This window comes from Actinokineospora terrae (assembly GCF_900111175.1).
Taxonomy (GTDB): domain Bacteria; phylum Actinomycetota; class Actinomycetes; order Mycobacteriales; family Pseudonocardiaceae; genus Actinokineospora; species Actinokineospora terrae.
In genome coordinates this window covers 18,526-36,060 of sequence record NZ_FOGI01000018.1, presented here as the reverse complement: position 1 = coordinate 36,060, position 17,535 = coordinate 18,526, and the positions used below count along the sequence as shown (strand labels likewise).

Genomic DNA, 17,535 nt, shown 5'->3' with positions numbered 1-17,535 from the left:
AAGGGTGCGCTCAGGACCAAGGCCCCGCATGTCCACACTGGACTTGATTGGCCCGCGGCGGCCGGTGCGGGCAAGCTACACCGCCGTGGAGCACCTGGATGTGGTGATCGTCGGCGCTGGGCTGTCGGGGATCGGGATGGCGTGTCACCTGCGGACCAAGCGACCGGGGACGACGTTCACCCTGCTGGAGGCGCGGGACGAGACCGGCGGCACGTGGAGCCTGTTCCGCTACCCCGGTGTGCGGTCGGACTCGGACATGCACACCCTGGGGTACCGGTTCCGGCCGTGGGCGCGCGCGGAGACGATGCCCGGGGGAGCGGAGATCCTGGACTACGTGCGCGAGACCGCCCGCGAGTACCGGGTGCTCGACGAGGTCCGGCTGCGGCACCGGCTGGTCGCCGCGAACTGGGACTCCGAGCGGGCGCGGTGGGAGCTTCGGATCGACCACGACGGCGCCGAAGTCGCGCTGACCTGCTCGTTCCTGCTCATGTGCGGCGGCTACTACCGAAACGACGGCGGCTTCAAACCCGACCTGCCCGGGATCGCCGAGTTCGGCGGCCAGGTCGTGCACCCGCAGGCGTGGCCAGAGGACCTCGACTACGCGGGCAAGCGCGTGGTCGTGCTCGGCAGCGGTGCGACCGCGGTGACCCTGGTGCCCGCGCTGGCCCGCGACGCCGCGCACGTGACGATGGTGCAGCGCTCGCCCAGCTACGTCCTGTCCTTGCCGTCCGCGGACACGCTCGCGCCCAGGCTGGCCCGGCTGCTGCCCGGCGGGCTGGGCCACCGGGTGGTCCGGTGGCGCAACATCGCCACGGCGATGGCGTTCTACCAGCTCAGCCAGCGCCGACCCGAGCTCGTGCGGCGGATGCTGCGCAAGGCGGCGGTGGCCGCGCTGCCCGCGGGCTATCCGGTCGACGAGCACTTCAACCCGCGCTACGGGCCGTGGGACCAGCGGATGTGCATGGTCCCGGACGGCGACTTCTTCACGGCGCTCGGCTCGGGCCGGGCCACCGTGGCGACCGACACGATCGCCGGGTTCGACCACGGCGCCGTGCGGCTGACCTCGGGCAAGGTGGTCCTCGCCGACATCCTGGTCACCGCGACCGGGTTCAACCTGGGCCTGTTCGGCGGGGCCGAGCTGTCGGTCGACGGCAGGCCGGTGCGCACCACCGACACCATGACCTACCTGGGCATGATGCTGGCCGGGGTGCCGAACATGGTCTACGTGCTCGGCTACACCAACGCCACCTGGACGCTGAAGCTCGACCTCGTCGCCGGCTACCTCGACCGGCTGCTGCGCCACATGTCCGACCACGCCTACGACGTCGCCACGCCGTCCGCGCCGCCCCCCGGGGTCACCGAGGAGCCGTTCGTGAACCTGACCGCGGGTTATGTGCAGCGCGGGTTGGCCGAACTGCCCAGGCAGGGTTCACGGCTGCCGTGGCGGCCGACCATGAACTACGTGCTGGACACCCTGACGCTGCGCCGCACGCCGATCACCCGGGAGATGACCTTCAGCCGCGCCGCGACGCCGGATCGGCAGCCGCTGCCACCAGGTCCTCGGGCGCGGTGAGCCGCCACGCCTCGAACACCAGCTCGGTCAGCTCGTCGCGGTCGATCCCGGCGAGCTGGACCACCACCCACCCGAACCCGCCCGAGGTGAACTGGACCTCGAACACGTCGGGCCGCTCGGCGACCAGGGCCAGCTGCTCGGACAAGGTCTGCTTGAGCCCCACGGTCTGCGTGCGCGGCCAGTGGTAACCGAACTTGCGGCCGCTCACGCTGAACGAGCTATGAGTCGACCCCTCCGCCCTGGTCACCTCCGCTAACGCGCCCACGATCTCGAAGAACTCCTCGTCCTGGACACCCAGGGTCTTCTTACGCCGCCCAGCCATCCCCACTCCCTCACTCGCGGGCGGGAGTATAGGCAGCCGCACCGACAGTCAGGGCTCTCTCAAGACCGTCGAGGATCAGGTCCAGGCCGAAGGTGAACTCCTGGGCGTAGTTGTAGTCATGGCTCTCCACGTAGCGCGCGGTCAACTCGGCCAGGTACGGGTACCTGTCGGTGGGGAACTGGGCGAGGATCGCCTGGGCCAACTCGGTCGGCGCCTCCTCGGTGTCGAAGGGCAGGCTCTGTTCCTGCACGGCGAAGCCGTAGATGTAGGCATCCAGCACCGAGAACGCGTGCGCGGCGAGCGCCAGGGGGAACCCCGCGCGGCGTAAGACACCGAGGACGGCGTTGTGGTGGCGCACTGTGGCCTCGCCGGGGGTGGTGCGCGAGCCCATCAGCCTCAGCGCCCACGGGTGGCGGCCCATGGCCGTGCGCGCGGAGAAGGCGCGGACCCGCATCGAGGTGCGCCAGTCGGTGTCGTCGGGGAGGTCGATCTCGGCGAACACCAGGTCGGTCATGCCGTCGAGCAGTTGCTCCTTGTTGGCCACGTGGTGGTAGAGCGACATGGCCTTGACGTCGAGCGCCTCGCCGAGCTTGCGCATGGTCAAGGCCTCGATGCCCACCGCGTCCGCCAACTCGACGCCCGCCGCGAGCACCTGGTCCCGGCTGAGTCTGGTCCGTTTCTCCACCACACTTGACACCTTACGTCGTAAGCCTCATTCTTACAAAGTAAGTTTACAACGTAAGGGAGCCAACCATGCGAGCGGTCGTCCAGGACGAGTACGGCGAGGCGCACGACGTCCTGCGCGTCGCCGAGATCGACCCGCCCACCATCGGCGCCGACGAGGTGCTGCTGCGGGTCCACGCGGCGGGGGTGGACCGCGGCGTCTGGCACCTCATGGCCGGGGTGCCGTACCCGGCCCGGCTGGCCACGGGGCTGCGCAGACCGAAGACGCCGGTGCGCGGCCGGGAGGTCGCGGGGCGGGTCGAGTCGGTGGGCGCGGCGGTGACGACCGTGCACCCCGGGGACGAGGTGTTCGGCATCTGCGAGGGCGCGTTCGCCGAGTTCGCCCCGGCCAAGGCCGCCAAGCTCGTCGCGCGCCCGGAGAACGTGACCCCGGTCCAGGCCGCCGCGACCACGGTGTCCGCGCTGACCGCGCTGCAGGCCTTACGGGACAACGCCAAGGTCCAGGCCGGCCAGAGCGTGCTGGTGATCGGCGCGTCCGGTGGCGTGGGCAGCTTCGCCGTGCAGATCGCCAAGGCGCGCGGCGCGCGGGTGACGGGTGTCTGCGGTACTGGCAAGGTCGACCTGGTTCGTGAACTGGGTGCGGATGACGTCCTCGACTACACCAAGCAGGACATCGCCGACGGCGGCCACCGCTACGACGTCATCATCGACACCGGCGGCCACCGCACCGTGCGCCGCCTCCGCCGGGCACTGACCCCGCGCGGCTGCGTGGTGATCGTCGGCAGCGAGACCGGCGGCCGCATCCTGGGTGGCTTCCAACGGGGGTTGTGGGCGCCGCTGATGTCCCCGTTTGTCAGCCAGCGCCTTACGTCGCTGGTGAGTTCGGAGCGACAGGCGGATCTGCGGGAACTCGCCGACCTGGCGGCGTCGGGCGCCATCACCGCCGCGATCGACCGCACGTTTCCGTTGGAACAGACCGCCGACGCCATCCAGTACATGCAGGACGGTCGGGTTCGCGGGAAGGTGGTGGTGACGATCTGATCGGTGTGTCGGTGGTGCTCGCCGACCTGGGGGGCTGCGCTGCTGTGTAAGGCGGGCATGTTTGATCTTGAGCTGGGGGTGGCGGCTCTCGTGCTCGCCTGCGGCGTCGACGATCAACGGCTCGCCTTCGGCATTGCGTTCGGGCGCGAGTTTCGAGCTTTGCTCGATGGGGCGAACTTGTTCTGCGCGGGGCCCCTACGACACCCGGGCAGAACCGCAAAGCAGGGGCCCACAAGCAGGCCCTGCCACGGTGAGCGACGCTACGGGTGCCGTCCCCCCACACAAAACAAGTCCGCCCCATCGAGCAGTTTGGCACCAGCGACTCCGAGGAGCGTTGTTTGGCCAACGTTGTTTGGGGGTGTGTGGTTGGCCGACGTTGTTCAGGGGTGGGGGGTGGGGTCGGGAGAACCTACAACCAGGGGGTTGCGCTTCAGGAGTGTCACGGCTAACGTACAACCGTGTGGTTGTAAATCAGTTCGGCGACGCCGACGCGGACCGGGTGTTTCACGGGTTGGCGGACGCGACTCGGCGGGACATCGTGGAGCGGGTGCTGCGGGAACCGCAGTCGGTCTCGGCGCTGGCTCGGCGGTACGCGATGAGCTTCGCCGCCGTGCAGAAGCACGTGGCGGTGCTTGAGCGGGCCGGACTGGTGACCAAGCAGCGGCGGGGAAGGGAGCAACTCGTGCGGGGAAACCCGGACATCCTGCGCACGGTGGCCAGGCTGCTCGAGTCCTACGAGCAGATCTGGCGGCACCGCGCCCGGGCCATCGAGGACATCCTGGCCGAAGACGACACTCCTGAGAGGACCTGACGATGACCGTGATCAGCACCCACAAGGACACCGAGGCGTTGACGTTGACCTTCGTCGCGGAGTTCGGCGCGCCCGTCAAGCGGGTGTGGCAGGTGTGGGAGGACCCGCGTCAGCTGGAGCGCTGGTGGGGCCCGCCGACCTGGCCCGCGACCTTCACCGAGCACGAGCTGACCGTGGGCGGCCGCTCCGCGTACTACATGAGCGGCCCCGAGGGCGAGAAGGCGGGCGGCTGGTGGCGCGTCACCGCCGTCGACGCCCCGACCCGCCTCGAGTTCGAGGACGGCTTCGCCGACAACGACGGCAACCCCGTCGACACCATGCCCACCACCAACACCGTGATCACCCTCGAACCCACCGGCACCGGCACCAGGATGACCTCGGTGACCCACTTCTCCTCGCTCGCCGAACTCCAGAAGCTCGCCGAGATGGGCATGGAAGAGGGCATGCGCCTGGCCATGGCCCAGATCGACACCATCCTCGCCGAGGCCTGATGATCACCACCGTGATCCCCTCCCGCCTCGCGGACGGGGGATCATGGTGTGGTGTCCGATGCGGTCGTCAACCTCGCTCTTGGTGTGGTGAACGGGGTCTTGGTGCAGGCAGGCGTGATCACCGGCGGCGTTCACGGTGTTCGCGCAGGCGGCGTCGCGGTCGTCACCGCGATCCGCGCGGCAGAGGCCACCGATGGACTGATCGGTCGGGACGACGAGGTCCGGCGGCTCCTCGATCTGGTGAACCCGCGATCCCCGTCCGGGCCGGTGGTGCTCTCGGCCGTCGCAGGCATGGGCGGCATCGGGAAGACGGCTCTGGCCCGGCAGGTCGCGGCAGTCGCCGCAGGGCGCGGCTGGTTTCCCGGCGGGGTGCTATTCGTCGATCTCCGCGGCTACAGCGCGGACGAGGCGGTGCGGCCGGAGTCGGTGTTCGCACCGCTGCTGCGTGGGCTCGGTGTCCACGATGACCAGATCCCTGGGGGTGCTGACGAGCAGGCCACCGTGTACCACCAAGTTCTGCACGACGGGGAGCGCCAGGGCCGATCGGTGCTCCTGGTGCTGGACAACGCAGGCAGCAGCGAGCAGGTCCGCGATCTGATCCCGGCACCGGGGACGAGCGCGCACCGTGTGGTGGTGACCACCCGCGACACGCTGTCGCTGCCCGGCGCCCATCTCCTCACCCTCGACGTCCTCGATATCGACGCGGCGGTCGAGATGCTCCACCGGACCCTGCGCGAACACGGACGGGCGGCCGACTGCGGGATCGTCGACCTGGCCCGGGTCTGCGCGGGCCTGCCGCTGGCCATCAGGATCGCCACAGGGTTGCTCGCCGATGACCCGGACCTCACCGCCGCCGAACTCGCGGCCGAGTTGACGACGGCTGATGCGACCTCGTTCGCCCACGGTGAGACCGCGTTGACCGCGGTGTTCGCGGCCTCCGTCGACCGGTTGGCAGTCCGGGACCCGGCAGCCGCGCGGTTGCTGCTGATGCTGTGCGCCGAACCTGGCCCGGACATCTCCACCGAGGCGTGCGCCGCGCTGGCGGGTGTCGCGGTCACCACCGCCACGGCTCGGCTGCGCACGCTGACGCAGGCACACCTGCTGGCCAGGGTCAACCGCCGCTGGCGCGCCCACGACCTCATCCGCAAACACGCGCGCACCCGCCCGCACCCAGAACCCGTTGCGACCGTCCGACTGCTGGCCCACTACACCGCCACCGCGCTCGCCGCCGACGCGCACCTGCGCGCCTGGAGCGGCCACGACGTGCCACACCGGTTCGCCGATCGCGCCGAGGCCCTGGCCTGGTTCGACGCCGAGCACGCCAACCTGGTGAGCGCCGTCGGCCGGGGCGTGGACCTCGGCACCGTGTCGCTGGGCGCGCGCCTCGCGCAGGCGATGACCACGTACCTGTCCTGGCGCCGATACGTCGCTGACTGGGTGCGGGTGGCGACTACCGCCGCCCGTGCCACGAGGGACGAGGAGGACATGGGGGTATGGGCACACGCGTGGGACGTGCTCGGCTTGGCGTTGCAGCACAACGACCAACTGCCCGAGGCGTACGAGGCGCACCACGTCGCCATGGGCGCCTACCAGGCGATGGGGGAGGTGTGGCGGGAGGGCATGGTGTGGAGCAGCCTCGGCGTGACGCTCGTGCGCCTGGGGAGCCCGATCGCGGCCATCAGCGCCCAGGAAGAAGCACGCGCCTTGGCCGAGACCTCTGGCGATCGCCACGGAGAGGCCATCGCCTGCAACAACCTCGGTCTGGCCCTCCGCGAATCGGGCAGATCCACGGAGGCCGTGGGAGTGCACCACCGGGCGGTGAGCCTGATGGCCCGGCTCCGCGATCGCCGGGGTTTGGCGACCGCGTACGACAACCTGGGCTTGGCCTTGCGCGAAGCGGGCGAACCCTCCCGTGCCGAGGTCGCCCACCGCGCGGCCGCTCGCCTTTACCGCGAGGTCGGGGACCGCCATGGGGAGGCGACCGCTGCCAACAACCTCGGCGCGGCCTTGCGCCGGGTGGGCAAGGTCAACGCCGCCATCACCGCCCACCGACAAGCAGTCGCCTGCTGCCGTTGGCTGGGGGACCGCTCTCGCGAAGGCGTCGCCTGGGTGAACCTGGGCCTGGACCTGTGGCAGGGTCGCCGCGGTGACGAGGCCCGCCGCTGTTGGACGGAGGCCGCCGCCGCCTTCCGCGATGCGAACAGCCACAGCCTGTTGGCGCATGTCGAGAACTTGCCCGGACCGTCCGAGCACCGTGAACCCACCGCACGCGCGTCGATCCAGGAGAGCGTATGAGTGCCCGAGGTGCCAGCAGGCATCGCGATGTCCACAGTGGGCACTGAGTTGTGTGCCGGATCCTTGTGACGTGGAGGATCTACCGCCGACGGGGGCCGCGTAGGCGCGTGGACCGGCGATCGCGGGGTCGTCACGCGTGCACGCGATCGTGTGAGAGCGGTCGTGGGTTGGGGGCTGGGGCTGGTAGCAACGGGGGATGACTGGTTCTCAGTGGATCCGTAGAGCTGTGCCCGGGCTGTTGGCGGTATGTCTGGCGGCGCCGGGGTCGGTGGCCGACGCCGCGCCACCGACTCGGGCTGAAGTCACGGTCTTGGGGAGTTCGCCGATTGCCGGGGCTGGGTTGGTGATCGACGTCGAGGGGGCGCTGGATCTCGGCGGTCAGGGGGTCAGTGCGGCCACGATCGGCGGGTCGGGGCACATCGATGATGATGTGAACTTCAAGGTGGCCAAGGGGAGCGCGATCTCCTACGACCGCCAGATCCGCGGTGGTCGGGTCCTGCTGCTCGGAGGTCTGCGGCTCGCCAAGGGCACCGAGACGCTCCTCGTGTCCGGTATGTCCGCCGACCTCAAGACTGGCGTGATCACCGCCAAGGTCGGTCTCCGCCCGGGCATCCGCCTCGGCGCTATCACCGCACCGGGGACCGCCCGCGCCACCAAGCCCGTCGGCTCGACCGCGATCACCCTCGACCTCGCCACCAGCGGCGTCACCCTCGACCCGGCCTTCGCCGCCGCCATCGACGACACCCTGGGCACGACCCTGCCCACCAACCCCGTCCCCAGGACCACCCTCGCCATCGACATCGACCTGATCCGCGGCCACACCCCCAACCCGGACCTGCTCACCGCCCTCGGCCTCGACTCGTCCCTCGACCTCGCCGACCTGCTGGCCCTCCGCCTCGACACGACAGTGGACCTCGGATAGCACGCCACAAGTCGGCGATCGGTCCTCTCCCGCGCGGGAGAGGACCGATCGCCGACTTGTGCAGGGGTCACCCCGTGGTGCGGGGCGGGATCCGATGGGCAGCGGTGTCCTGCCCGGCGTTCTGCGCCGCGACGTGGGCCTTGGCGCGGGGGATCTCGTCCTCCGCCTTGGCCAGCCAGGTCTCCCACCGCTGCTGCATGGGACGGACCAGGCCGCCGCCGACGCCGATCACCAGGATCCCGCCGACCGTGGCGAGGACCGTGATCAGCACCGGCGTGGTGACGGTCGTGGCGACGCCGATCTGGTTGAGCGCGGCGATGATGCCGAGCGCGAGGATGAACACCGACGCGATTCCCGCCAGCACCCTGCCGTAGGACAGCCCACCCATGGTGTTGGTGATGAAGTCCTTGGCCGCCCTGGCGATGGCGGCGGCGACCACGACGATGACGATCGCGACCGCTGCCCTCGGCAGCCAGGCGACGACGTCGGTCAGCAGGTCGGAGACCGGGTTGGGTCCCCACACGCCGAAGGCGAACTGCAGGGTGACCAGCAGGATCGCGTAGTAGAGCAGCTTGGCGATGATGTCGGAGGCGTCGTACTTGGACTTCGCCAGGGCGGTCTTGATGCCGCCGCGTTCGACCACCCGGTCGAAGCCGACCCTGGTGAGCAGCGCGTCGACCGCCTTGGCCACCACCTTGGCGATCAGGTAGCCGATCACGAGGATCAGCAGGAAGGCCACCAGCTTCGGCACGAACGTGGCGATCGACCGCCACGCGTCGGAGACGCCGCCGCCGAAGTCGACCGCGGCCAGCGCGGTCGGGGAACTGAGGGAGATCATGGCACTCCAGGTTCTTGGCGGGGTGCGGTGGCACTCGGCCTCCGCGTCGTCGTGATCAGGCCTGGATCAGGCCGAGGCCCCGCTTCCCCGCGGTCCGCGCGACCGAGCGCAGGCCGTGCAGGGGTCGCTGCTGCTCGCCCTGCTGCGCGCCGAGCACGATGAGGGCGCCGGTCAGCAGCGGGATGGCCCATTGCAGCAGGCGGAGTTGCTGTTGCGCGGAGGAGACGCCCGGGGTGGTCGTCGGTGCCGGTTCGGTGGCGCCCTCGACGGGGACGTCGCCGGATGCCGCGATCTTGGCGCCGAGGACGCCGCTGTAGGCGGTCGCGGCGAGGGCGGCGCCGGTGATGGCGGTCTTGGCGATCGTGTTCGCCTTGGCGCCCGGCTGGGAGCGGACCCGCCTGCGCTGCGAGATGAGCAGGCCCGCGCCACCGATCAGGTGCGTGGCGATGGCGCCTGCTGCCACCGGCGACCACCGCGCCCACCCGGTTGACGCGATCGTGGCGCGTTCGGTGGGCTTGTCGACCTCGGCGGCCGCGCCGTTGACGCCGATGGCGCCCATCAGGGCACCACCGAACCAGGCGCTGAGGCCCACGTCGTGCATCGAGCGGATGACCGTGTTGTTGCTGCTGGGCACTGTTGACCTCGGGGTGACTTGAGCCCAAGCGGCACTTGGGGATGCGGAACCCGCGCCGAGCGGGGCTCGCTGTGATCAGCCCGCGTGCTGACCGCGGCCGCGCGTCGACAACGCGCGGTCACGATCTCGGCGATTCGGGAGGAGCGACGTCCCGGTCAGCGGGGGGCTGGGGCGACTGGTCGTCGACTCGGGTAGTGGTTCCCCTGGGACCGGGGTGCCAAACCAGGCAGGCTCAGTGACCGGGACCGTGGGCGCGGGCGAGAACCGCGTCGAAGTCGGCTGCGCCGGTCACGACGGCGCGGGCCAGGTCCACGAGGCGTTGCCGTTGGGCGCGGGCTTGTCCGCGCAGCGCGGAGAACGCCTCGTCCATGGTCAACCCGCCGCGCTCGGCGAGGACCCCCTTGGCCTGTTCGATCACGACGCGGCTGTCGAGGGCGGTCTGCAGCTGGGTGGTGAGCCGGTCGTTCACCTCGATGCTGCGCTGCTGCAGGATGGCGATGGTGGCCACGTCGGCCAGCGCCTGGCCCAGCCCCACCTGGTCGCCGTCGAGCGCGCCCGGCTCGGCGCCGAGCAGGCTCAGCGCGCCGATGGTCTGCCCGCGCAGCCGCATCGGCACCGCGTGCGCGCCGCGGAACCCGCACTCGGCCGCCGCGGCGGCGAACCGGGGCCACCGCCGGGCGCCGGTCTCGAGGTCGGCGTATGTCACCGGTGTCCCGGTGCGGACGCACTCGATGCACGGACCGCTGTCGACCTCGACCGCGAACTGCTCGAGCAGGTCGGCATTGCGCGAGGTGCTCGACAGCACCTCCAGTTTGCCGTCCGGTGCGAGCAGGATGACCCCGGCGGCGGCGACCGAGAGCAGTTCGACCGTCCGGGTGGTGAGCAGGTCGAGGAACTCCGCGATGTCGAAGTCGTCCACCAGTGTGTCGGCGAGCGCGACGAACGTGCGGGAGATCCGCCGTTCGCGGGTCGCCACGTCCGTGGTGTCCGAGGTGTCCGGCATGAGTGCCTCCTGGTGACCGCCGGTGTCGGTGCCGCGGCCTGGTCGCGGGCGTGCCACTCAGCGTCGCCCATTGTCACCCGGGTAGTAGCCCGTTGCCCGCGTCGGTGAACCTGGCGCGCGGCAGGATCAGGGCTACCATTGGATCACTTCGTCGGGACGTGCCCAGATCCCGCGCTTGCGACGATCCCATCCACCTCCGCTCGCCCCAGTTCGGCGACCGGACGGCAAAGAGCCGATCGTGGAGTCGAACATCTTCGCCATTGGACTGGGCACCGGCCGCGCGCGATCCGCCAGGTCGGCACGGGTAGCGCCCACGGTAGGGGCCTTCCGCGGCAGCCCGTTGCTGCGCCTGGCCATCAGCTGGGAGGGCGGGGAGCGGGGTGTGGAGCTGTGCGTCCAGGTCACCGGCGACCTGGACGCGGCCACCGCGCCCGCCTTGGCCGACACCCTCGCCCGCGCGCACTTCGACCTCCGCCAGGTCCCCGACGCCGTCGGGATCGTCCTGGACCTGCGCCCGGTGTCCTTCCTGGGCGCCGCGGGCATGCGCGTCATGGACCGAGCCCGCCGCACCTGCGCCGAGGAGGGCTTCACCCTGCGCTTGATCGCCGACCACCCGACCGTGATCCGCCCCCTGGAGCTCACCGGCCTGGCGGAGGTGCTCGGCCTGAACCGCCCCCCGACCTGGTGAGGCCCCGTTCGTCGCGGGCGATTGTCGGTGCTCCGGGGCATCCTGGGGCACCTATGCCCTGGAGGGACGATGACCAACGCCGAGCGCACCCTGGTGCGCACCACACTGCCCGCCGCCGCGCCGTTCGACTTCGGGGCGAGTTTGCGGTTCATCCGGGGGTTTCCGGCGATGGTCGGGGAGCAGGGTGCCCGGGCGGACGTCTTGACCAAGGCGTTGCGGGAGAACGGGGTCGTCGTCGGTGCTCGGCTCAGGGCTGCTGAGGGTGGGCTGGCGTGTGAGCTCGAGTCGGAAGGCCCCCTCAGCGACGAGACGGTCGCTGCGGTTGCCGCTCGGGTCACCTTTCACCTCGGGCTCGACGACGACCTCACGGAGTTCTACGCGCTCGCCGCCGAGGACCCGCCGTTCGCCCGGGTCGTCGAGCGCCTGCGGGGCTACCACCAGGTCAAGTTCCCGTCGCCGTTGGAGATGCTCTGCTGGGCGGTCTTGTGCCAACGGGTTCCGATGCCGGTGGCCCGCAAGATGAAGCTCGCCCTCGTCGAGCACTTCCCGAACACGATCACCCTCGACGGCTCGCCCCTGTCCGCCTTCCCGGACCTCGACCAGTTGCTCTCGCTCGACGAGCCCACCCTGCACGCCCTCGTCGGCAACGCCCGCAAGGCGAGTTACCTCTACCGGGGCCTGCGCGAGTGGGCGGACATCGACGAGACCTACCTCCGCACCGGCGACTACGACCAGGTCCGGGACCGCCTCCTCGGCCTCCCCGGCGTCGGTCCCTGGTCGGCCACCTTCATCCTCATCCGGGGCCTGGGCCGCATGGAGCGCATGGCCCCCGACAAGGAAGGCCTCCGCGCCGCCGCCAAGGTCTACGGCCGACCGGTCAGCGAGGCGGAGTTCACCGCACTCGCCGCCCGGTACGGCCCCTACCAGGGCTACTGGGGCCACTACCTCCGCGTCGGCAGTTGAGCCGTCCTCTCACGACGGAGGCCGACGAGCAGGTCCACCACGAGGAAGGCGAGCAGGCTCACGCCCAGTACCGGCAGTGCCCAGCAGACGGCGATCAGCAGCAGGGGAGCGGGCACGATCGCCCACAGCGGGAGCTGCCGCCAGGCGCCGCGGGTGGGTGGGGTGCCGAACGAGGTCCGGCGGTCGGTGCGGGTGGGGCGGCGTTGCCACCACATCCGGTAGCCGAGGATGGCGAGGGTGAGGATCGCCGCGGCCAGCAGGAACAGGGCCAGCTGGTTGGCGAGGCCGAAGAGGACCCCCATGTGCGCCTGGATGCCCAGTGACGACAGCTTGGCCAGGAACGGGCGGTCGGACCAGTTCGCGCGGGCGGTGATGGTGGCGGTGGCCGGGTCGAGGGCGACCTTGTCCAGGCGGATGGGCCAGGTGTTGTCCGCTTGGGCCGCCGTCCAGGCCGAGCCCGGTTCCGCGGCGACAGTGATGTCGAGGGGGCCGTCCAGACCGGCGGTACGCGCTGAGGTGAGGACGCGGTTGAAGGTCGCCGGGTCGACGGTTGTCGCCTGAACTGCCCCGCCATGGCCGGCGTGCTCGGACGGTGCCGGGGACGAGCCGCCGGATAACGTCGTGTCCAGCGCGGGTGCCTTGGCGTTGAGCGCGGTAAGAGCGGCCGTGAAGTTCTCCCCGGCGTAGGTGGACCACGTCAGGCCAGTGGCCGATAGGAACAACGCGCCCACGAGCGTCCACACACCGAGGCTCGCGTGCCACGACCGGGTCCGACGCACGCCCTTGGCACCGCTCTCCGGCAGCACCACCGAGCGGACGCGGCGACGAGCGGTGCGCTGACGGGCCAGCCACAGCACCACCCCGCCCACCGCGATCACCCACAGCCAACTCGCCGCCATCTCCGAGTACAGCGCGCCCGTCTCGCCGAGGTGCAGGTCCCGGTGCAGCTGGTCGAGCCAGGTCACGGCCGGTGTCGCCCCCGCCCAGGTGGTCAGCTGGCCCTGCACGCGCGCGGTGTACGGGTCGACGAACACCGCCTTCGAGTACTCCTCCGCCAGCCCCGGCGCCGCGAACACCACCCTCGTCGCCAGGTCCGGGTCCTCGGCCACCGAGACCGAGGTGACCGTGCCCTCCGGCAGCACGGCCTGGGCGGCGGTGACTTGCTCGGCCAGCGGCCGGGGCGTGCCCGTGGCGGCGGGCACGGTGAGCACGTCGCCGTAGAGGACGGAGTCGATCTGCGGCGCCAGCGAGTACAGCAGGCCCGTCGTGGCCGCCACGATCAAGAACGGCGCGACGAAGACGCCCGCGTAGAAGTGCAGCCGGCGCAGCAGCGGCACGACCGACCACCGGTCGGCCACCTTGGGCTGGCGCACATCGTCAAGGGGTGGAGCGGACATCAAGCACCTCGTGCGGGGTAAGGGTGGGAACTGACGCAGTGGTCGCGCGGAGGACCCGTTTAGTTCCCGGGGTGCCGGACAACTCGCGCACTCTCGACAACCGAGATGCTCGACACCCGCACCGGATCCATAGCCCGCCCCTATAGACGAGTGGCATGACCACGTCCGTTCCGGCTGTGTGAGTCTGCATGAGCAGGCGGTTCCCTGCGTATTCCGCCGAGTGGCCGCACCGCGGCCGTGCCGAGAAACGGAAACCCCATGTCCCTTTCGCGTGTCCGAAAAACCGGGCCGCTGGTAGTGCTCATCAGCGCCCTCACCCTGTTAGCCGCCGTTATAACCCCACTCGCTTTCGGGCAATCCGCGCCCGCCCAGCGCGGCACCCTGCCGCCGTCCGCGGGCACGGTCGAGGAAGCCGACCACATCGCCCGGGAGCGGATCCCGGTCGCGGAACGGGCTCCCGCGTCGAAGACCCAGCAGCGGCGCGACTACGACGCACAACCCCGTGCCGCGCTGGCCGCGTGTGATACCGGCGGTTTCACCAGCCGCACCGGTTGGGCGCTGGTCGACTTCATCCGTTCCTCCACAACGGACTGCGTCAACAGCCTCTTCTCCCTCACCGGAACCGACGCCACCCGCGCGTTCCGCGAAGACCAGATGACCTATGTCGCTTACGGCCTGCGCGACAACGGGTCCACCTACCCCGGCAACAACACGACCGGCACGGCCCAGCTCGTCCTTTACCTCCGGGCAGGCTATTACGTCCAGTGGTACAACCCGGACGTCGTCGGCCCGTACGGATCGGCCATGCGCAGTGCCATCCGGTCCGGTTTGGACAGCTTCTTCGGCAACTCGCGCGCGTTCACGGTCAGCGACGCCAACGGCGAGAGCCTGTCCGAGGCGGTCACGCTGATCGACAGCGCCCAGGAGAACGCCCGCTACCTGTTCGTGGTCAAGCGGCTCCTCGACGGCTACAACGCCTCGTACGACTCGTCCTGGCACATGCTCAACGCCGTCAACAACGTCTACACCGTCCTGTTCCGCGGCCACCAGGTCCCCGAGTTCGTCACCGCGGTCACCGCCGACCCGAGCGTGCTGGAGACCCTGCGGGCCTTCGCGATCCGCAACCTGGGCCTGCTCTCGGGCGACCGCGCCTACCTGACCTCCAACGCCGGACGGGAGCTGGGCCGCTTCTTGCAGCACCCGGCGCTCCTGGCCACGGCCCGGCCGAAGGCGAAGGCCCTGACCGACGTGTCCTCGATCCGGGGTGCGACCGCGCCGCTGTGGGTCGGTGTGGCCGAGATGGTCGACGGCTACGACAAGGCCAACTGCGCCTACTACGGTGCCTGTGACCTGCAGAACCGGCTCCAGGCCGAGGTACTGCCGATCAACCACACCTGTGCCGCGACCCTGCGGATCCGCGCACAGGAGATGACCGCCACCGAGCTGTCCCAGACCTGCGCGAGCCTGCTCAACCAGGACGCGTACTTCCACCGCGTGGTCAGCGATCCCGGGCCGGTCACCGGTGACCGCAACACCGCGCTGGAGGTCGTGGTCTACAACTCCAGCACCGACTACCAGACGTACGCGGGCGTGATGTGGGGCATCGACACCAACAACGGTGGCATGTACCTCGAAGGCAATCCCTCCGCGTCCGGCAACCAGGCCCGGTTCATCGCCTACGAGGCGGAATGGCTGCGGCCGACCTTCCAGATCTGGAACCTCAACCACGAGTACACCCATTACCTCGACGGCCGCTTCGACATGGCGGGTGACTTCACCTCGAACGTGACCACGCCGACGATCTGGTGGATCGAGGGCTTCGCCGAGTACGTCTCCTACCAGTACCGCAACGTCGCCTACGACGCCGCCATCGCCGAGGCGGGCAAGCGGACTTACGCGCTCAGCACGCTGTTCGACACCACCTACTCCCACGACACGACCCGGATCTACCGGTGGGGCTACCTCGCCGTCCGGTACATGATCCAGTCGCATCCCGCCGACGTGACCGCCGTCCTGGGCCACTACCGCGCCGGGAACTGGGCGGCAGCGCGCACGCTGCTCAAGACGACCATCGGCTCCCGCTACGACAGCGACTGGTACACCTGGCTGTCGGCCTGCGCGGCCGGGAGCTGCGGCGGCGGCGGCGGGACCACGAACCAGCCGCCGGTCGCGGACTTCACCAGCTCGGCCAGCGGCCGCACGGTCACCTTCACCGACCGGTCCACCGACTCGGACGGCACGATCGCGTCCCGCCGCTGGGACTTCGGCGACGGAACGACCTCCACGGCGACCTCCCCGAGCCGCACTTACGCTGCCGACGGCTCTTACACCGTCCGCCTGACGGTCACCGATGACCGGGGTGCGACCGCGACCACGACGAAGGCGGTGACGGTCGGCTCCAGCGCACTGCCCGAGTGCACCGGGACGGACACCAGGGTCCTGGGCAAGAACTGCCAGCGCTCCAACCGCTCGGCCAACGGCGGCAACTACGACTACCTCTACCTGTCCCTACCGTCCGGCACCACGCAGCTGACCATCAACGCCTCGGGCGGCACGGGCAACTGCGACCTCTATGCCAGCACCAGCTCGTGGGCGACAACGGCGACCGCGACGCACCGGTCGACCGGCGCGAGCAACCAGGAAGCGATCACCGTGACCAGCCCGCCCTCGGGATACCTCTACGTCAGCCTCAAGGGCGCGAACGACTGCGCGGGCGCGGTGGTGACGACCCGCTACTGACCCTTCTCCGCAGGGTGCCCGCCCCTCGGCTCAGGCCGGGGGGCGGGCTTCGCGGTGCTCCTGCCACCAGCCCCGGAACACCGGGCTGGCCATCGCCTGCTCCGAGTACGCGGCCACCACCTCGGCGTAGACCCGGTTCGCCTGCTCCCAGCCGAGCCGCTGCCTGCGCCAGGCCAGCAGCAGCCGGATCCGCATCGGCTCACCCGCCAGCGGCCGCACGGCGATCCCCGGTCCACCCTGGGAGGTGGGCTCCACCAGCTGCACGGCCCGCCCGGTGGCGATGAGCCGCCGCCCGCCGCCGCTGGGCACCTCGAACCGGACGTCCGGCGAGAACCCGGCCTGCCTGCACGCCGCCCGCAACGCGGCCAGTGAGCCGTCGTCCGCGCCGGGCGGGCTGATCCACGCCTCGTCCGCGAGCCCGGCCAGCGGCACGTCGGCGGCGTTGGCCAGCGGGTGCTCGGCGGATACCGCGACGTACACCGGCACCCACGGCACGATGATCCGCTGCCCGATGTCCCTGGGCAGCGGGATGTCGTGGTCCTCGGCGACCCCGAGCACGGCGACGTCGAGGTGCCCGAGGGTGAGCGAGCGGGCCAGCGCGGTGCTCGACGGCTCGATCTGCATGGACACCTCCGCCCCGGGCAGCGCCAGCTCCAACCGCTCGAACAACGCGGCGACGCACTCCATGTGCACCGTCCCGAACCGGATCGGCCCACCCGCGCCCTGGGCGGTCTCGGAGCCGAACGCGTCCAACTCCGCGAGCACGACCCTGGCCCGCCGCACCAGGTCCGCACCCAGCTCGGTCGGCACCACCCCGGCCCGACTGCGCTCGAACAGCCGCCCGCCGACCGTCCGCTCCACCCGCTGCAACAACGTCGACAACGACGGCTGCGAGATCCCCAACCGCGCTGCCCCCTGGGACAGGCTCCCCGCCTCGGCGATCGTGCAGACCGCCCGCAAGTGCCGGATCTCCAGGTCCATGGCCGAACAGCCTATCCCCGCGACCCACCGCCCGGAACCCCGCGCGAACCACCCGTCCACAGTGGCCCGACGGTCAAGCGTGCGCGTACAGGCGCGTCAGCGCCCCATGCGCCTCCGGAGGCGTTGTGTGAGCATGTGATCACGGGGTGCCGC

Annotated in this window: 16 protein-coding genes; 9 read left to right on the top strand and 7 right to left on the bottom strand. The window is 70.6% G+C overall.

Features of this window, described 5'->3' with window-relative positions:
- Positions 1 to 28: 28 nt before the first annotated feature.
- A complete protein-coding gene (locus BMY07_RS31305; RefSeq protein ID WP_092786559.1) occupies positions 29 to 1,573 on the top strand; it encodes a flavin-containing monooxygenase in 1,545 nt (514 codons plus the stop codon).
- Here the strand turns inward: BMY07_RS31305 and BMY07_RS31300 are convergent.
- Together BMY07_RS31300 and BMY07_RS31295 are read right to left on the bottom strand one after the other, a co-directional pair.
- Positions 1,515 to 1,895 carry an MmcQ/YjbR family DNA-binding protein gene (locus tag BMY07_RS31300; RefSeq protein ID WP_177215903.1) on the bottom strand — a complete coding sequence of 127 codons (381 nt, stop codon included), beginning with the start codon at positions 1,893 to 1,895 and terminating at the stop codon, positions 1,515 to 1,517. The genes BMY07_RS31305 and BMY07_RS31300 overlap by 59 nt on opposite strands.
- Before the next feature lie 10 nt (positions 1,896 to 1,905).
- A complete protein-coding gene (locus tag BMY07_RS31295; RefSeq protein WP_092786652.1) occupies positions 1,906 to 2,580 on the bottom strand; it encodes a TetR/AcrR family transcriptional regulator in 675 nt (224 codons plus the stop codon).
- A gap of 68 nt (positions 2,581 to 2,648) precedes the next feature.
- Here BMY07_RS31295 and BMY07_RS31290 point away from each other — a divergent pair, with 68 nt between their 5' ends.
- The 5 genes from BMY07_RS31290 to BMY07_RS31270 all read left to right on the top strand — a co-directional run bounded on the left by BMY07_RS31290 (position 2,649) and on the right by BMY07_RS31270 (position 8,139).
- A complete protein-coding gene (locus BMY07_RS31290) occupies positions 2,649 to 3,620 on the top strand; it encodes an NAD(P)-dependent alcohol dehydrogenase (RefSeq protein WP_092786557.1) in 972 nt (323 codons plus the stop codon).
- Positions 3,621 to 4,080: 460 nt separating this feature from the next.
- Positions 4,081 to 4,431: an ArsR/SmtB family transcription factor gene (locus BMY07_RS35740; protein ID WP_092786555.1), complete on the top strand. Its 351-nt coding sequence runs from the start codon at positions 4,081 to 4,083 to the stop codon at positions 4,429 to 4,431.
- Positions 4,432 to 4,433: 2 nt separating this feature from the next.
- Entirely contained in the window at positions 4,434 to 4,922 is a 489-nt protein-coding gene (locus tag BMY07_RS31280) for an SRPBCC family protein (RefSeq protein WP_092786553.1), read from the top strand.
- Positions 4,923 to 4,973: 51 nt separating this feature from the next.
- A complete protein-coding gene (locus BMY07_RS31275; RefSeq protein ID WP_177215902.1) occupies positions 4,974 to 7,217 on the top strand; it encodes a tetratricopeptide repeat protein in 2,244 nt (747 codons plus the stop codon).
- A gap of 343 nt (positions 7,218 to 7,560) precedes the next feature.
- On the top strand, positions 7,561 to 8,139 hold the full coding sequence (locus BMY07_RS31270; RefSeq protein ID WP_092786549.1) for a hypothetical protein: 579 nt from the start codon (positions 7,561 to 7,563) through the stop codon (positions 8,137 to 8,139).
- Between the two features lie 67 nt (positions 8,140 to 8,206).
- On the opposite strand, the gene BMY07_RS31265 is transcribed toward BMY07_RS31270, so the two are convergent.
- The 3 genes from BMY07_RS31265 to BMY07_RS31255 form a co-directional block, all read right to left on the bottom strand.
- Positions 8,207 to 8,977: a mechanosensitive ion channel family protein gene (locus BMY07_RS31265; RefSeq protein ID WP_092786547.1), complete on the bottom strand. Its 771-nt coding sequence runs from the start codon at positions 8,975 to 8,977 to the stop codon at positions 8,207 to 8,209.
- A gap of 55 nt (positions 8,978 to 9,032) precedes the next feature.
- Positions 9,033 to 9,611, bottom strand: coding sequence for a hypothetical protein (locus BMY07_RS31260; RefSeq protein ID WP_245782766.1), 579 nt, complete (start codon positions 9,609 to 9,611; stop codon positions 9,033 to 9,035).
- A 232-nt stretch (positions 9,612 to 9,843) separates the two neighbouring features.
- Positions 9,844 to 10,614 carry a GAF and ANTAR domain-containing protein gene (locus tag BMY07_RS31255; protein ID WP_092786545.1) on the bottom strand — a complete coding sequence of 257 codons (771 nt, stop codon included), beginning with the start codon at positions 10,612 to 10,614 and terminating at the stop codon, positions 9,844 to 9,846.
- A 238-nt stretch (positions 10,615 to 10,852) separates the two neighbouring features.
- On the opposite strand from BMY07_RS31255, the gene BMY07_RS31250 reads away from it, so the two are divergent.
- Both BMY07_RS31250 and BMY07_RS31245 read left to right on the top strand, forming a co-directional pair.
- Positions 10,853 to 11,302: an STAS domain-containing protein gene (locus BMY07_RS31250; protein ID WP_177215901.1), complete on the top strand. Its 450-nt coding sequence runs from the start codon at positions 10,853 to 10,855 to the stop codon at positions 11,300 to 11,302.
- Between the two features lie 69 nt (positions 11,303 to 11,371).
- Positions 11,372 to 12,265: a DNA-3-methyladenine glycosylase family protein gene (locus BMY07_RS31245; RefSeq protein WP_092786541.1), complete on the top strand. Its 894-nt coding sequence runs from the start codon at positions 11,372 to 11,374 to the stop codon at positions 12,263 to 12,265.
- Here BMY07_RS31245 and BMY07_RS31240 read toward each other — a convergent pair.
- Entirely contained in the window at positions 12,244 to 13,662 is a 1,419-nt protein-coding gene (locus BMY07_RS31240; RefSeq protein ID WP_092786539.1) for a PepSY-associated TM helix domain-containing protein, read from the bottom strand. The genes BMY07_RS31245 and BMY07_RS31240 overlap by 22 nt on opposite strands.
- A gap of 258 nt (positions 13,663 to 13,920) precedes the next feature.
- Between BMY07_RS31240 and BMY07_RS31235 the strand changes: the two genes are divergently transcribed.
- On the top strand, positions 13,921 to 16,401 hold the full coding sequence (locus BMY07_RS31235; protein WP_092786537.1) for a collagenase: 2,481 nt from the start codon (positions 13,921 to 13,923) through the stop codon (positions 16,399 to 16,401).
- Between the two features lie 30 nt (positions 16,402 to 16,431).
- Here the strand turns inward: BMY07_RS31235 and BMY07_RS31230 are convergent, their stop codons facing one another.
- Complete coding sequence (locus BMY07_RS31230; RefSeq protein ID WP_092786535.1) at positions 16,432 to 17,382, bottom strand: LysR family transcriptional regulator; 951 nt, start codon at positions 17,380 to 17,382, stop codon at positions 16,432 to 16,434.
- Positions 17,383 to 17,535 lie beyond the last annotated feature (153 nt).

Bases quoted from the DNA above. Each gene is read 5' to 3' on its own strand.
- BMY07_RS31265 (WP_092786547.1), bottom strand. From the start codon at position 8,977: ATGATCTCCCTCAGTTCCCCGACCGCGCTGGCCGCGGTCGACTTCGGC.
- BMY07_RS31305 (WP_092786559.1), top strand. From the start codon at position 29: ATGTCCACACTGGACTTGATTGGCCCGCGGCGGCCGGTGCGGGCAAGC.
- BMY07_RS31300 (WP_177215903.1), bottom strand. From the start codon at position 1,895: ATGGCTGGGCGGCGTAAGAAGACCCTGGGTGTCCAGGACGAGGAGTTC.
- BMY07_RS31230 (WP_092786535.1), bottom strand. From the start codon at position 17,382: ATGGACCTGGAGATCCGGCACTTGCGGGCGGTCTGCACGATCGCCGAG.
- BMY07_RS31280 (WP_092786553.1), top strand. From the start codon at position 4,434: ATGACCGTGATCAGCACCCACAAGGACACCGAGGCGTTGACGTTGACC.
- BMY07_RS31235 (WP_092786537.1), top strand. From the start codon at position 13,921: ATGTCCCTTTCGCGTGTCCGAAAAACCGGGCCGCTGGTAGTGCTCATC.
- BMY07_RS31290 (WP_092786557.1), top strand. From the start codon at position 2,649: ATGCGAGCGGTCGTCCAGGACGAGTACGGCGAGGCGCACGACGTCCTG.
- BMY07_RS31255 (WP_092786545.1), bottom strand. From the start codon at position 10,614: ATGCCGGACACCTCGGACACCACGGACGTGGCGACCCGCGAACGGCGG.
- BMY07_RS31240 (WP_092786539.1), bottom strand. From the start codon at position 13,662: ATGTCCGCTCCACCCCTTGACGATGTGCGCCAGCCCAAGGTGGCCGAC.
- BMY07_RS31245 (WP_092786541.1), top strand. From the start codon at position 11,372: ATGACCAACGCCGAGCGCACCCTGGTGCGCACCACACTGCCCGCCGCC.